The following is a 15,127-nucleotide window of genomic DNA, read 5'->3' on the forward strand; positions in this document are numbered from 1 at the left end:
GCTACACGGAGTTAATCATGTCTTCATTGGATATGGAAACAATTAAAGAGAACACTTTAACAGCCCAGTTTAAAGCAGAAACAACTTCTATTCATGATGGTTTAGATAAAGCGATTATGACTCAAAGGCCTTTTTCAAACATTGAACGCTATGCATTGTTTTTACAAGTACAGCTAGCATTTCATATTACGGTCGCCCCTTTATATCATGATAAAAGGTTTCAAGATTGCATTGCAGGGCTTGCAGGTATGCAGCGCTTAGATGCTGTGTACGATGATTTATGCGATTTATCATTTAAACAGCAGGCCGATGAAATTCGTAAGCAATACGCTGATAAGCACACATTCTCATTTGAACAAGGCTTAGCGTGGTTGTATGTAGTTGAAGGCTCAAACCTCGGTGCAGAATATTTATTAAAAGCCGCCAAACGTATTGATTTATCAGAGACATTTGGCGCTAGACATTTAGCACCAGCCGAGCAAGGCCGCGGTGCTGCATGGCAACAGTTTTCTAATTCAATCAATAAAATAGAGCTTGATGATTTACAAAGAAAAAATGCGCTTATTGCTGCTCAACAAGCATTTTCGTTTGTTCGTGAGCTAGTCGATAAAACATTTGCATAAGTCAAAAATAAAAATGAGCAGCAACAAAATAAAAAACGCACACGGAATGACTGAAGGTTCCAACGTACTGAAAGTACTATTCTTTCTCACAGGTTTAATTTTTACAGGGCTTGGAATTATAGGTGCGATTCTACCCGTGATGCCTACGACTGTTTTTTTAATTGTTGCTGTTTATTGCTTTGGGCGCTCCTCATCGCGGTTCGAAGCCTGGCTTTTAAATCATCGCCATTACGGACCAACATTAAGAAACTGGCAACAATATGGCGCGATTTCGCGTAAAGTTAAATGTATTGCCTGTGTGGGGATGGCAATAGGCTTCATATTATTTTATCTTGGTGCGTCACCAGCGTGGCCGCTTACAACAACAGTCGCTTTGTTTATACTATTGTCTGCTTGGTATGTCTTATCAAGGCCGGTTGCAGCTGAGTAAGAAACTCACGTTAGCTGTTTAAAGTTACAGCTAATACTAATCTGCAATAATACTTAATCATTTTAAGGGATTAAACCCACTATCTGCGTTAAAAATTTCTGCTTTACGACCGCATGGATGCAGAAGGTAAAGCAATCAAGAGGCAATTGCCGAGCACAACTGAATAACGAAATTTTTGCCTTGTTATCAACGAGATTTTATTGCTTCAAAATAAACCACTTTATTAAGCGAATTGGTATAATTCGATATCGTAAAATTGTGTTTATTTTTAAATTGCTCTTTGAATGAAACATAAACTAATTTTCTTCTAACCATTGAGTGATATCAGTAATAAGCTGGGTAAGTATTTGCTCTATTTCTATAATAGTTTTCTCAAGGTTTAAATTGCCTTCGCTCGCTTTTTTTTCAACGTCAGCGAATAAACTTCTCAAGTGACTGGCACTTATTTCTCCGCACATCCCCTTTAAGGCATGTGCAACCTGACGAACTTGCTCACTATCTTTAGCATTAATTTGGCTTTGCAATTCTTTAAGCCTTAGCGGCGCTTTAGTAATGAACATCTCGCATATTTTGATTAATAAGGCTTCTTTATTTAAAAGTCTAACCAATGCTTGCTCACGATCCCAAAGAGTCTCTAAATTACTTTGTTCAGTACTAAGCGAATCTCCCTCGTAATTCGATAAAGACCACTTAACAACTTTTGACTGAACTTCGTGAGCTTGGATAGGTTTACTAACATAATCACTCATTCCAACTGCAATACACTTTTCCTTCTCACCAGCCATATCACTTGCCGTCATTGCTATGATGGGAATTTGTGCATAGTATTGACCAGCCTCTGCGGCTCGGATTTTTTCACACACTTCATAACCATTGAGAACCGGCATTTGGCAGTCCATTAAAATACAATGAATAACTTCGTTACTCGCTTTAGAATTTAATAAAATTTCCAGCGCTTCTTGACCATTTTGAGCAGTAATAACCTCTATAGGCAATCCATCTAAGGCGCCAAGTGCAACTTCAATATTTATATCATTGTCATCCACAATTAATATTCGGCAGCCTTTAAGTTGGGTTAAAACATCTGCTGTTATGTCATTTTCTGTCGTTCTGTTTTCACTCAGCAAATAAAGTGGCTCATTTTCTGATACTTCAAAACCTGCAACTCTCAATAAATTAGTTTGTGTAATTGGTTTATTAAGGGATGTAACTTTTGTATCGAGCGCCTTTGGAAGGGGGTTAGTTGGTAGATGCAGTAAAATTATACGGCCTTTTTCTAATGTATTCGCGAGGCTATTTACCAGTGATTGAGGGTTTATCGCTTGAATACTTTCATAATCAATAAAAACATAATCAACATTGCTTGTATGTTCATCAGCAAGTGTGTTTATGTCGCTAACTTTAACATCAGCCCCATATACTTTTAGTAACTTTTGCATCACATCATGGCATTGCGAGTTGTTACTAATCAATAAAATACGTTTATGATTATAATAGTCTGAAACATCTGGTTTAGGGGCTTGGCTACTCCCAACTTTAATGTAAAAGCTAAATGCGCTCCCTTCATTAATTGCAGAATTAACTGCAATATCACCATTCATTATATTACACAGCTGTTTGCATATTGATAAACCAAGCCCTGTTCCGCCATAGTTGTCGGCTATAGAACTATTAGCTTGTTGAAATGCATCAAATAAATGACGTTGAGTATTTAACTCTATTCCTATCCCCGTATCTTGCACGGTAATTTTTAAGGTATGCTCTGTATTAGAAACCTGCTCAGATGATGCCGTTACTTTGATAAAGCCTTGCTCTGTAAACTTAATCGCATTACTAATCAAATTATTAATGATCTGAGTAAGCCTAAGTGGATCAGTCTTAACTTCGTAACAAGCCAGCCCGCTCGTATCTAAATAAACATCAAGACCTTTATCAAAAGCCCTCACAGAGCATGACTCGACTAAACTTTCGATCAGTAATTGAGGTTTGATTTTTTGAATGTTTAAATCGAGTTTACCCGACTCAATTTTAGATAAATCTAAAATATCATTTATTAATAGCCTTAAATTTGAAGCACTTAACTCCATCATATCTACAAGCTTACGGGCATTATCGGGCAATGTTTGACGTTTTAAAATATTCAACGTGCCAATCACTCCATTTAATGGCGTGCGAAGTTCATGACTGATATTAGATATAAATGCGCTTTTGATATCGCTGTGCTTTATTGCTTCATCTTTAGCTTCAGCAAGTGCTTGAGTTCTTTGCCTTACTTTTGCCTCAAGCTCCGAATTTAAACGTTTAACTTTATTCGCAGCTTCTTGCTCTTTGCTAATATCTCTAATAATCAATGCAACCCCGATTAAAACGCGCTGATCCGAAAAAACAGGGCTGACCGAAATGGCGAAATAATTCACCACACCGTTTTCAGAAATACTGCATTCATCTTTGATTTGTGTTTTTGAGTTTTGAATATCCGCAATGTAATCAGGAATAGGTAATCGGGCCAAAAAATCAATATCTTTACTCGCTTTTCCTATCGACATCGAACTTGCCAACATTAATAGGTTTTCAGCTGTTTTATTTAAACTTGTCAATTTACCTTCTAGATTTAAACCAACAATGGCATCTATCGACCCTTCAACGATAGCAGACGCTTCTCTTCTAGCCTCTGCTAGTAACTGGCTCCGGTTTGCGTTTCGGTAAAACGTTAACAGTAATACCCCCGTAAAAAGAATTATCAAAATTAATAAGCTATAGGTCATGACCCGCTTTTCATTTATTACTTTATCAACGTATTGCTTAGCCACTAAAAGATTAAAATTGATAAAGCCATAACTTTTACCTGGTCTTGTTTGTACTTTTTCTGAATGAACATAAAACTGCTGAGTTGTTGGTGAAGTTGCAGTAACTAAATATAGCCCTTGGTGCTGAACAGGCTGATCGTACACTGACTGCCATGTAATAGACGGATCTAAGTCTCTCGTGAATTGATACCCTTCATAAGGGTGATAAATAAAATCTCCCTCTGAACTGCTGATCACTAACTGAGAATAATCAAAAATAGTTTCTTTTAGCTTCTGTATTAATGGGGTGGCATTTACATTCATGATTAAAAAAGCAAAACGCTTTCCTTTATCACTGTATATGGGTATAGAAAAACGCAACATGGGTTTGTAAGGAAACACTACCTCGCCAAACTCTTTGTTTAGCGACATAGGCGACATGTATATTTGGTTCACTTCTAATAATGAACTTGGCAAAAAATAAGGTTCTGCACTTTTCGCTTGTAAAGAATAGTCAGGTACAGCTTCTACTGAAGCGCCAACACGTTGCACACGAATTAACTCTTTTCCTTCTGCGCTCACAGCTATTATGCGCAGCTGTTCAACCGCAAGGTTGTTCTCCATAAAGCCTATAAAAATGGTTTCAAGCCGCTCCTTCCATTGCTGATAGGTTGTACCATCGTAGGGGTCAATTCCATCATTAAAATGAGCCCGAGGTAGGCCAGCTATAGGGGGCGTTGAATATAAAAATCGTAAATCAGATTTCGACTGCAATATCGAAGATGTGAGTATTTTCTTTAAACGCTGGTTTGTTTCTGTAAACTCTTGATCAATTGAGTTTAACGCATCCCGTTTAACATGCCCCTCGAAAAAGTAGACAGCGATGGCAGCAAAAACGCTAAAAATTAATGAAACAAATAACAAAAACGTTTTAGATGACATTGTGCTTTTATTATCTATATTGAGACTGTTCACATTGCTTCCTTGTTAGTTTATTGGTGATGCTGAGAGCACCACTTAACCAAAACACGTTTTAAGTTTTCGAACTTAATTGGCTTGCCAATAAAGTCGTTCATACCCGCTTCAAAGCATCGCTGTTTGTCTGCTGCAAGCACATTTGCGGTTAATGCCACTATGGGTGTGTGCTTATAGGCAGGTAGTTTTCTAATTTTCAATGTTGCCTCAGGGCCACCCAATACCGGCATTTGCATATCCATAAAAATAATATCAAACGCCCCTATTTCACACTGTGCTATGGCCTGTTCCCCATCATCAGCTAAACTGATCGACTTAATATTAAACTCAGCCAGCATAGACTCGATTACCACTTGGTTAATATCATTGTCTTCAACCACCAGTGCAGTTACATGGGAAAAATCAACGGACTTTTCACTACTCTCTTCAAGAAGGCTTTCACTGATAGCAGGGGTTATGAATGTTCGGGTAACATTAAGCTCAAAATAAAACATAGAGCCTTTATCTGGTTCACTTTCTACTTTTAATGACGAATTCATCAAATGTAACAACTTGCTTGAGATAGTCAGGCCAAGCCCAGTGCCACCGAAGCGACGAGTAATAGAAGCATCTGCTTGAGAGAAAGCGTCAAACAAAGAATCTAGCTGTTCATTGGCAATACCAATACCCGTGTCAGATACACTAAAAGTTACTTTAAACTCATCATTCACTACTTCTTCAATAATGACGTTGAGTAACACGCTACCACGATGAGTGAACTTAATTGCATTGCCTAATAAATTAATGAGTACTTGTTTGAGCCGAGTTTCATCACCTAAAAATATAAAGTCGGTGAGCTCTGGCGTTGTCGTAATAAATAACTCAATACCTTTATTTTCAGCTTGTTGCGAAAATAAATGCGTTAACTCGTTCAACAAGGAGCTTAATTCAATTGGACCTGACTCAAGCTCTACTTTAGCAGCCTCAATTTTACTCAAATCTAAAATATCGTTAATAATAACCAGTAAACTTGCACCTGATGATTTAATGATATTGAGCATCTTTGCTTGCTCTGCCGATAATGGTGTGCGACTTAGCTGCCGAGCCATACCTAAAACACCATTCATAGGAGTTCTGATCTCATGACTCATATTTGCTAAGAATTCAGATTTTACTTTCGCTGTACGCTCAGCTGATTGCTTTGCATCTGCAAGGTCTTTACTTAAAACCCTGAATCGTTCTGCTGCATTCGCTAAAACACCAATTTCATCTTTGCGATTTAAATCATAAATTTTGGCCGAAAGGTCACCACTCAAAAAGTATTTAAAACTAACGGTAAGGCGCTTAATTGCATGCGAAATTTGCAAATGAAACGCAATTGCAAAAGCCACAATATAAATAACAACACCGATCGCAAGGAGCTTTAAAATACGCTCAGAATTTGAAACTGTTTTTTCAGCCTCCGATTTAATTTGTTTTAATCTCGATAAAGAAAGCTCTCTTAGCTGGTTTGATAAGGTACTAAATTCAATAGCATCACCTGCCATAACCACATTGACTAAACTTAAGTAATGACGGTTAGCTTGAATACTTTTAGAGAATTGCTGCTGATAATTAGCAGTAAACTGGGACATTTTATCGAGTGTTATCGCAGGACCTTGAAGCACTTGTAGTTTTTGATTAAGCAAGCGCAGTGTAGTATTCACTTTAGCCCTTTTTGAATAGTCTTTCTTCGATAAAAATTGATACGCATCGTGATGCATTGAATGCCATAGGTTAGTAAGCTCTGCGATACTTAATTTATCTTCTGTATTGATGCTATTTGATTTCAAAGTTTCAAGTTCTGCTATCGCATTGGTGTATATACTTGGTAACACCTGATAGATTAAATGTGCCCTGACCTCATAGCGTTTTGTAAGTACTGCTAGGTTCTCATCGTATCGACTCAAAAGCTCAGACATCGAATCTAAGTAAACCTGACTGTTTGCTTCATTTTGATTAAAATTTATATTACCTAAACGTTTTTTTATACTTTGAAAGTTATCTTCTATTTTATTAAAAACAGACTTACTCCCTGAGTTGCCGTACACAGAAATATCACGCTGCATCTCTACAATGTCTTTATTTATTCTTAAGATACTCACCGCATAATTACTGATACGGCTAATCTCTACAAATGCCGTTTCTATGGTTTTTAATCGCTTATCCATTACAAAAAAACTAGCACTCAATGCTAATAGTAATAGCAGCAGCGCCAGCGACATCTTTGCAGCAATTGATTTAGAAAAGATGTTAAGCAATCTAAGCCCTTATGAATTTAACAATTCAAACCATTTATCTAAGCTGTAATCGTAATTAGGCATCACAGTATTCCATACTGCGATATTTGAAAATCGCTGAATATAGCTACCACCATCACGCTTTTGACCCGCTTTTACAGATACCTTTTCATCGGTACCGCGTAAATCTACAACGGCTTCTTTACCCTCATACCAATAACTCCACTCCGGCTTTGACATTAAGGGCTGGCTTCGCTCTGGGTTTGAAATGTAGTACCCTTGCCTTGCGATAAAAGCTCCTGGATAACCAGATAACCACCAATTCATATAATCGTATGCTGCATCTTTTACATGCCCTTGTGTATTGGCTGATAAGCACATAACACCATGCCAAGCTCGGTAGCCTTCTTTTGGAGATGCATAAACCACGGGAATGCCTGCTCCACGACACGCACTCACCCCTGGCGAGAACATACTTTGGATGTTTACTCGTTTTGTTTTCATAAAGTCCACCGATTGTGGAACCGATGTCCAAAAGCCAGAAAAATGCCCTTGTCGTTTTTTTTCTAATAAAATAGCAAAAAGTTGATCAATTTCGGCAATACTCATATCGCCCATGTCATTAAAAGTCATTAGTCCCTGACCCTGCGCAGCAAGGGCCGCATCAAAGATACCTATTGTAGGGGCGTTTACTAGCGCAACTTTTCCTTTGTGTTTTTCATCAAGTAACCAAGCCCATGATTCAGTTTGATAAGGGATCCCTTGCTCTATCACTTGGGTGTTGTATCCGAATGAGTCAACATTATGAACATAAGGCATAAAGCTAATTGCTTTGCTCGGAGTTTGCGATAGCGTACCGTCGTCTTGAACATAAAGCAGTTTATTAGGAGAGTCGCCCGCGCCAAGTTTAGCTTCAGGGACTATTTTTCCGGTTTTTGTTAATGGGTTTATTTCATCCCAATAAACAAGCCTATCTATATCGATAGGTTGAATTGCCCCCGCTTGCCATAAAATATTAATTGAGTCTGACCATTGTTCGTACAAATCAAATGAACTTGGATTTGCTGCTGCTTTTTGTAAAACGGCGGCGCTTCCCATTGGCGTAAACTCTAGGTTAATGCCTAATTCACGCATTGCCCTGCTTCTGAGTTCTTCTTGCAATGTAACATGTGTGCCAAGCACCCTTAATGTGACTTTATTTTTAGCAAAAACATAAGGTGCTTTAAATGCAAGAGTAGAGACGGCCGCGCCAGCTCCTAAACCTTTAAGAAAACGCCGACGATCAACTGAGTTAGTCATTTGAAGTTCCAACGAATTTATAGTTTTTAAAGTGTAGAATAAATTTCAAAAATTGATTCAAAAGACATACAAAAGATAAACTTAAGCTCAAACATACTGGTCGTTATTGTGCAACGAGGGTAAAAGCAATTGCGTTAGGCTTTCATAATTCATTGGCTTACCAAGCAAGTAGCCTTGCCCTGTGGCACAGCCCAGCTCATCTAGTTTGTTTTTTTGCTCAGCCGTTTCTATTCCTTCAGCAACAATTTGAAGATGAAGAGAGTGCGCAAGTTCAATAATCGTTGAAACAATATCAAGCGCTTGCGAATCAGTTAGCATATCACGTACAAAGGACTGATCTATTTTCAATACATTTAAAGGAAACAGCCTTAGATACGACAAGCTAGAATACCCTGTACCAAAATCATCAAGGGCAATACTTACTTTCATATTGGCAATTAATTTAAGTTGATTGACCGCATACTCATAGTTTTCAATTAGCGCTGACTCTGTCACTTCTAACTCTAAATATTTACTCGGTAGCTGAGTTTTCTCTAAAATCATCGCGACTGTGTCTACAAGTTTTGAGTCGGTAAACTGTTTAGCGGAAATATTTACGGCTACTTTTGTCGGCACACCTGCATCTAACCAGCGTTTTGCACTAATACAGCTTTTTTCTAAAACTTGCTCGCCTAACCTAAAAATTAAGCCCGTTTCTTCAGCATACTCAATAAAATTCAGTGGTGATATAAATCCGCCCTCATCATCACTTAAACGAACTAAACTTTCTACGCCAACCATTTCGCCACTACGTAAATCGTATTTAGGTTGATAGTGCACATCAAGGGCGTTATTTTCGAGGGCTTTTCTTAACTTATTACCTACATCAAGGCGTTTATTCATTTCAACCTGTAAGTCTGTGCTGAAATAGCAATAACTATTTGCCGCTTCGTTCTTTGCCTTATACATAGCGGAGTCTGCATGGCGAAGCATTTCTTCAACACAATTAGCATCATCAGGGTAAACACTTATGCCTAAGCTTGCAGAAAGAATATGTTGTTCGCCACCAGAGCGAAATGGCTTACTAATTACATTAAGCACTTGATTTATCAAAGGCTCTAGACTCAAAGAATGTGACTCATGAGGGACAACAAGCGCAAATTCATCCCCCCCGACACGTGCAACTGTAATATCGTTACAAGCAAAGCAATCTAAAGAGTGGCCAATATGAGCAATAATTTCGTCTCCAATATGATGGCCTAACGCATCATTTATAAACTTAAATTTGTCCAAATCGAGCAGTAATAAACTTAACTTAGTGTCATTAAAAGAGGCTCTGGCAATACCTTGAGTTAATCTATCATGCAGTAATACGCGGTTTGGTAGTGAGGTTAGTTGATCATGATGTGACAAGTACGTCATTTGAACCGACATAGCGAGCGTTTCACTAACATCTTGAAAAACCATAACAGCACCGCATTGTTGTTTTTTTTCATTTAAAATTGGTGCTGCGCTATCTTCAACTCGGTGTTCAACCCCTTGTTTACTCGTTAGTTGCGTGTTTATTGCCATCGCCACAGGGCGGTTTTCCTTTAGAGCAACAGTAAGCGGGTTTATTGAAGGTGTTTTTGTTGTGGAGTCAGTTAATTTCATCACCTCTTCAATATGACGACCCTTTGCAGCAGTTTGAGACCAGCCCGTAAGCCTTTGCGCTACAGGGTTCATATAAGTAATTTGGGCATGTTGATCCGTTGAAATAACGCCGTCTGCTATCGAATCAATTGTAATACGTAAATGCTCTTTTTCAGCAAATAAAGCAGCTTGGGTATTTTGTAAAATATTCTCTTGCGCTTTAACTTTAACGTGATTTTCTATTCGCAATCGACATAACTTTAAGTTCAGAGGTTTAGAAATAAAATCAATTGCGCCTAAAGATAATGCTGATTCTTCAATTTGTGGATCACCATGTGAAGTAATAACAATAATTCGTAGCTGTTCAAACTCTGGGTTGAATTGAAGTTCTTGTAAAATATCAAAGCCACTAATTTTTGGCATTTCTAAATCAAGTAGCAAAACATCAGGCTTTGCTTTATGGATTAACTCTAGTGCTTGGGTACTGTCGTTTAAGGTGATTATGTTACCAACATCTTCTAGTGCGTGTTCAAGTTGTAAAGTGTTAATCTCTTCATCATCAATGATAAGAATAGTGCAATTATCGACCATCTTTTTCCCTCTACTACGTATTTGTACCTGATTAAACATAGTTCGAAAATCAAAAAAGCGGCAACACTTTTTCATTAGAAAAATTAAAATTAAATCCATTTTCATTAACTGCTTTAACTTTCTAAGCCAAAGCCAATTCCTTTTAACTAGCTAAAAGAGCGCTTTGCTTGGCCTTACTCTAAATAGTCTTGCTTCGATGCCGCTTTTAAAAACCTTGGTCAACTGCTTTTTAGAATAATTACTCAAATTAGACTTGCAATTATCACATTTCAGCTTACACTTGTGCGCCAAATGAGCGTACACTTGTAAGCTAAAGGCGAAAAATGAGAGCGTTATTAAATTCATTATCAAAACATTTATTGCATCATCAGTCATGGGCAGGATACTGGGAGCCGGTGGTTCAGTGCTTTAAACCAGGCTGGCGCGAAGGCTACTTTCGTGCACAAGTAAAGCATGTACAGGTGTTTGCTGAACAAAGCGTTGAGTTGATTATTGAGCCAGAAAAAGCATGGCCAGTTCATCAAGCAGGCCAGCACATTGCGTTAACAATTCAAACAAATGGACGACTGCTTACGCGCGTGTTTACCATCGCAAGCGAACCACAATTGGCAAGGCAGCAGCGACAAATTCGTTTATTGATCCGCAGCCAAGAAATCGGCGCATTTACATCAAAGCTAACAAATTTGAGGCCAGGGCAATGGCTTAATATTTCTGAGCCTAAAGGCCAGTTTGTTATGCCAAATACCGCGCGATCTTTAATCATGCTTGCCGGTGGCTCAGGCATTACGCCATTCATAGCCATGCTTAAATCTTTACCTGCAGATAGCAAACACACTATAACCCTGCTTTACTATGCAAAGCCGAACAGCCACTGGCTTAAAGATGAGCTTGAGCAATTAAAGCAATCACTGAGCAATTTTGATTATCACTTACTTGAGCGCGGCAAAGACGGTAATGCGACGACATGGCTGACAACAAATGCGCATAAACACTGGTTAGTGTGCGGCCCTGCTGCTTTGTATAAGCAAGCAGCCGCTTTAGCTAAGCAATTAAATACGCCTATAGACAGTGAGCATTTCAGTGCAGTCCCTGCTGTTTTAGCAACCTCTGATAAGCACGATTTAACACTCACTCATCAGGGCAAAACATTCACGATTGATAACCAACAAACCTTACTGACCCACTTACAAGCGAATAAGCAACCTGTGACAGTTGGCTGTGGTATGGGGATTTGCCACCAATGCCAATGCGTCAAAAAGCAAGGCATCGTGCGTGATATTCGCACCGGTGAGTTCTCTGATAGCTCAGAGCAGTTAATTCAACTTTGTATATCGCAACCAGTCAGTGACGTGGAGTTATCAGCATGAACACAACAAAAACAGTCAATTATGAAAAATTAGCAGCTCAACTCGATAGCGTTAAAGCAGATGTAAAATCTAAACTCGGTGAGCAAGACGCGAAATACATTCGCCGCGTTATTGTTTGCCAGCGAGTGTTTGAATGGAGTGGCCGAATTCTATTAATGCTAGGCTTTATTCAGCCTGTTTTATGGCTCGTGGGTGTGCTTAGTTTAGCCATTGCAAAAATCCTCGATAACATGGAAATTGGCCACAATGTGATGCATGGCCAATACGATTGGATGAATGATAAATACATAAATTCAAGGTCTTACGAGTGGGATATAGCGTGCGATGGGGCTAGCTGGAACCGCGTTCACAACTACGAGCACCACACCTATACCAATATTATTGGTAAAGATCGCGACTTCGGTTATGGATTACTGCGCTTATCGAATGACTTTCGTTGGCGAGTAAAAAACCTGTGGCAATTTGTCACTTACCTATTGCTCAGTGTGCTGTTTCAATGGGGTGTGTCGTACCATGAAATGGCAGCCGAGCGAGTATTTTTTGGCAAGAAAAAAGATGACCGTGATTACAAAGTATCGCACAGCGAACTGAAAAAGCGCTTTTTTAGTAAGGGTGCACGCCAGCTAGTGAAAGACTATCTGCTCTTTCCACTCCTTGCTGGGCCTTTATTCTTGTGGGTTTTTACGGGCAACCTAGCGGCTAATTTATTACGTAACCTGTGGACCTCAACCATTATATTTTGCGGGCACTTTACCGGTGAAGTTGAAACATTTAACCAGCAAGACTGCGAAAATGAATCACAAGGCCAGTGGTATTACCGCCAAGCGTTGGGGTCATCAAATATCAAAGGGGGTAACCTGTTTCATGTAATGACTGGGCACTTGAGCTATCAAATAGAACATCACTTATTCCCAGATTTACCCGCAAAACGCTACCGCGAAATTGCCCCTAAGGTGCAAGCTATCTTTAAAGAGCACGGCATCCACTACAATACCGGCGGCTTCTTTCGCCAGTACTTTTCTGTCGTAAAACGAATTGTGCGCTACTCTTTTCCGTAATTGAAATACGCTAGCAAATTCTGCTAGCGTATAGCTTTAGGTATACTTCCCTTTAAACGCTCTTTCTCGCAGAGGCTATCAAAACTAATTTGATGCCATTTTTAAGAAATGCGCTATTTCAGTATAACCATTTTGAATAGCGAGCTGCTCAGGTGTATTACCATCATAACCTGTTAAATCAAGCCTTGCTTTAGCTTCTACCAATACCTTCACGGCCTCAAAATGTCCATGCCATACAGCATCATGTAAAGGCGTATAACCATTATTAGGACCTTGAGCATTTAGGACACTTTTAAATCCAGGGTATTGACTTAAAAGAGTTAGCATATCAGCCCGACCAAAATAAGCAGCCTTGTGCAAAGCAATCGCGGCCATATAGGCCCCAGTTAGAGTTTGATCCGCACCGTTCTCAAGTAGTATTTTAGCGACAGCTAACTGTCCCTGCATAGCAGCTAATAATAGGGCACTGTGAAAGTCACTACCGTTTTTAAGCACAGGTGCTAAAGCGTTAACATCATAGCCTTTTGAAATTAAGTCTTTTATTTTCTCAACCTTTCGTGCTTGCGATATTGAACTATCTGCAACTACCAAATAAATTGCTGCTTTCTCAATTGCTTTAGCTTGAGTGCGTGCGTGATGTTCAGTAAACAACTGATTTATCCTTGATACATCCTCATTAAGTGAGGCATCATTTGTTTTTCCTCCTGAGCGATTAAACTGTAAGGCTGTAGCTCCCGCAGCTGATAAGACTGTAGTATCAATATCATCTAGACTGAGTAAATACGCTACTGCATCAACATTGCGATGCCACACAGCTAGTAACAAAGGGGTTCCGCCAAGCCTAACAGACTGTAAATTAACATAAGCTCCATTCTCTACTAATAATTTTACCATCGCTAGATTCCGGCCTTGTACTGCTATGTGTAAAGGGGCAATCCCCATTAACTTATCAAGCTGGTTAACATCGGCTCCTTGCGCGATCAGTAATTTTACTTGAGATATATCATTGGCAATAACCGCTTTATGTAAATCTGATAAATTTTGCTTAATATTATGCTCAACAATTGGGGAATAAAGTGTACTTTTACTTTGTACATTAAATCCTGTCAGGCTTGCTAACAGTAATGCTGAAATTAATCTCTTTCTCATAATTGATCGCCCAATGATGAAACTAAGTACTGCTCAATGAGCACATGTTGCCCATCAATTATTCTTAAACGCCAATTTTCTTTAACTTGTACTTCAACATTTTGCCCAGCAAAATCAGAATCAATGTATGTGTGTGCGCTCAAATTAACTCTCAAAGAAAGGTTAAAATATTCTCCGTCAGCAGTAATATCTATTTGCTCAACTGTGTGCCTACAATTAGGTTTAAATGTTGATAATGCCCATTGGTACCATTGTTTAAAGCCCGCGTGCCCCAAAAAATCTCCTTCTGGCAAGCACAAAACAAGTTGCTTTGATAAATGGGGTAAAAACGCTTCGGTTTTTTCTGACAAAGAATCTAACTTATCGAACCATTTATTTACAAATTGCTTAATTATACTCTCTGGCGAATGTAATAAATCAGCAATTTTAGCCGCTAAGCGCTCTCCATGTTCGACAGCTCGATTTTGGACATCCGATAACTCATTGTACACCCCCTCTATATAAACCATTCGATGACTATAGATTGGCCTATGGTATTGCATTTTTGCAAGGTAAGCAGTTTGTTCTAGTGGACGCAAAAACTCTTCCACACTGAAATGATTATAGCCAAGAGGTGAATATGCTTCTTCAGGGCCACCGACAGTAACTGATAAAATTAGATGTTTGTTTGCTAATTTGTCACCTTTAGGCCCATAAGCAAAATTGTAAGATAGCACTTCATCAATCCAACGTTTCATAAGCGCTGGAACAGAGTACCAATAAAATGGGAACTGTAAAACAACAACACTAGCGCTTAACAGTGCTTCATGTTCTGAAACTATATCGATCTGTTTTTCACCATATAGTGAATCTAACCGTCTTATAGCTACATCATCATGCCGCGATAACAATGTCTCGATGACAGTCGTATTCGCATTTGATTCTGATAGGTTTGGGTGGCCTGAAATAACTAAAATTTTACTCATGAATTTGCCTTCAAG

Annotated in this window: 10 protein-coding genes; 4 read left to right on the top strand and 6 right to left on the bottom strand. The window is 38.9% G+C overall.

Features of this window, described 5'->3' with window-relative positions; translation table 11 throughout:
• Positions 1-17: 17 nt before the first annotated feature.
• Together CWC02_RS09300 and CWC02_RS09305 are read left to right on the top strand one after the other, a co-directional pair.
• The gene (locus tag CWC02_RS09300) at positions 18-623 is read left to right on the top strand and encodes a biliverdin-producing heme oxygenase (RefSeq protein ID WP_138617837.1); all 606 of its coding nucleotides are present in this window, start codon (positions 18-20) and stop codon (positions 621-623) included.
• 46 nt (positions 624-669) lie between these two features.
• Positions 670-1,053, top strand: coding sequence for a YbaN family protein (locus CWC02_RS09305; RefSeq protein WP_138617839.1), 384 nt, complete (start codon positions 670-672; stop codon positions 1,051-1,053).
• A 296-nt stretch (positions 1,054-1,349) separates the two neighbouring features.
• Here CWC02_RS09305 and CWC02_RS09310 read toward each other — a convergent pair whose 3' ends face one another.
• The 4 genes from CWC02_RS09310 to CWC02_RS09325 all read right to left on the bottom strand — a co-directional run bounded on the left by CWC02_RS09310 (position 1,350) and on the right by CWC02_RS09325 (position 10,573).
• The gene (locus CWC02_RS09310; RefSeq protein ID WP_138617841.1) at positions 1,350-4,814 is read right to left on the bottom strand and encodes an ATP-binding protein; all 3,465 of its coding nucleotides are present in this window, start codon (positions 4,812-4,814) and stop codon (positions 1,350-1,352) included.
• Positions 4,815-4,831: 17 nt separating this feature from the next.
• Positions 4,832-7,093 carry an ATP-binding protein gene (locus CWC02_RS09315; RefSeq protein ID WP_138617843.1) on the bottom strand — a complete coding sequence of 754 codons (2,262 nt, stop codon included), beginning with the start codon at positions 7,091-7,093 and terminating at the stop codon, positions 4,832-4,834.
• A 9-nt stretch (positions 7,094-7,102) separates the two neighbouring features.
• The gene (locus CWC02_RS09320; RefSeq protein WP_054553551.1) at positions 7,103-8,371 is read right to left on the bottom strand and encodes an ABC transporter substrate-binding protein; all 1,269 of its coding nucleotides are present in this window, start codon (positions 8,369-8,371) and stop codon (positions 7,103-7,105) included.
• 87 nt (positions 8,372-8,458) lie between these two features.
• Positions 8,459-10,573, bottom strand: coding sequence for an EAL domain-containing protein (locus CWC02_RS09325; RefSeq protein WP_138617845.1), 2,115 nt, complete (start codon positions 10,571-10,573; stop codon positions 8,459-8,461).
• Positions 10,574-10,896: 323 nt separating this feature from the next.
• On the opposite strand from CWC02_RS09325, the gene CWC02_RS09330 reads away from it, so the two are divergent.
• On the top strand, positions 10,897-11,940 hold the full coding sequence (locus tag CWC02_RS09330; RefSeq protein WP_138617847.1) for a flavin reductase family protein: 1,044 nt from the start codon (positions 10,897-10,899) through the stop codon (positions 11,938-11,940).
• Positions 11,937-12,998, top strand: coding sequence for a fatty acid desaturase family protein (locus tag CWC02_RS09335; RefSeq protein ID WP_138617849.1), 1,062 nt, complete (start codon positions 11,937-11,939; stop codon positions 12,996-12,998). Before CWC02_RS09330 ends, CWC02_RS09335 begins: the two co-directional genes overlap by 4 nt.
• An 84-nt stretch (positions 12,999-13,082) precedes the next feature.
• Here CWC02_RS09335 and CWC02_RS09340 read toward each other — a convergent pair whose 3' ends face one another.
• Together CWC02_RS09340 and CWC02_RS09345 are read right to left on the bottom strand one after the other, a co-directional pair.
• Positions 13,083-14,147: an ankyrin repeat domain-containing protein gene (locus CWC02_RS09340; protein ID WP_054553549.1), complete on the bottom strand. Its 1,065-nt coding sequence runs from the start codon at positions 14,145-14,147 to the stop codon at positions 13,083-13,085.
• Complete coding sequence (locus tag CWC02_RS09345; protein ID WP_138617851.1) at positions 14,144-15,112, bottom strand: NAD(P)H-dependent oxidoreductase; 969 nt, start codon at positions 15,110-15,112, stop codon at positions 14,144-14,146. Before CWC02_RS09345 ends, CWC02_RS09340 begins: the two co-directional genes overlap by 4 nt.
• Positions 15,113-15,127 lie beyond the last annotated feature (15 nt).

Source organism: Pseudoalteromonas sp. S2721 (assembly GCF_005887425.1).
GTDB classification, from domain to species: Bacteria; Pseudomonadota; Gammaproteobacteria; order Enterobacterales; family Alteromonadaceae; genus Pseudoalteromonas; species Pseudoalteromonas simplex.

Excerpts from the sequence above, each read along its gene's own strand:
- CWC02_RS09300 (WP_138617837.1), top strand. The coding sequence starts at position 18 with ATGTCTTCATTGGATATGGAAACAATTAAAGAGAACACTTTAACAGCC.
- CWC02_RS09345 (WP_138617851.1), bottom strand. The coding sequence starts at position 15,112 with ATGAGTAAAATTTTAGTTATTTCAGGCCACCCAAACCTATCAGAATCA.
- CWC02_RS09305 (WP_138617839.1), top strand. The coding sequence starts at position 670 with ATGACTGAAGGTTCCAACGTACTGAAAGTACTATTCTTTCTCACAGGT.
- CWC02_RS09320 (WP_054553551.1), bottom strand. The coding sequence starts at position 8,371 with ATGACTAACTCAGTTGATCGTCGGCGTTTTCTTAAAGGTTTAGGAGCT.
- CWC02_RS09335 (WP_138617849.1), top strand. The coding sequence starts at position 11,937 with ATGAACACAACAAAAACAGTCAATTATGAAAAATTAGCAGCTCAACTC.
- CWC02_RS09340 (WP_054553549.1), bottom strand. The coding sequence starts at position 14,147 with ATGAGAAAGAGATTAATTTCAGCATTACTGTTAGCAAGCCTGACAGGA.
- CWC02_RS09330 (WP_138617847.1), top strand. The coding sequence starts at position 10,897 with ATGAGAGCGTTATTAAATTCATTATCAAAACATTTATTGCATCATCAG.
- CWC02_RS09325 (WP_138617845.1), bottom strand. The coding sequence starts at position 10,573 with ATGGTCGATAATTGCACTATTCTTATCATTGATGATGAAGAGATTAAC.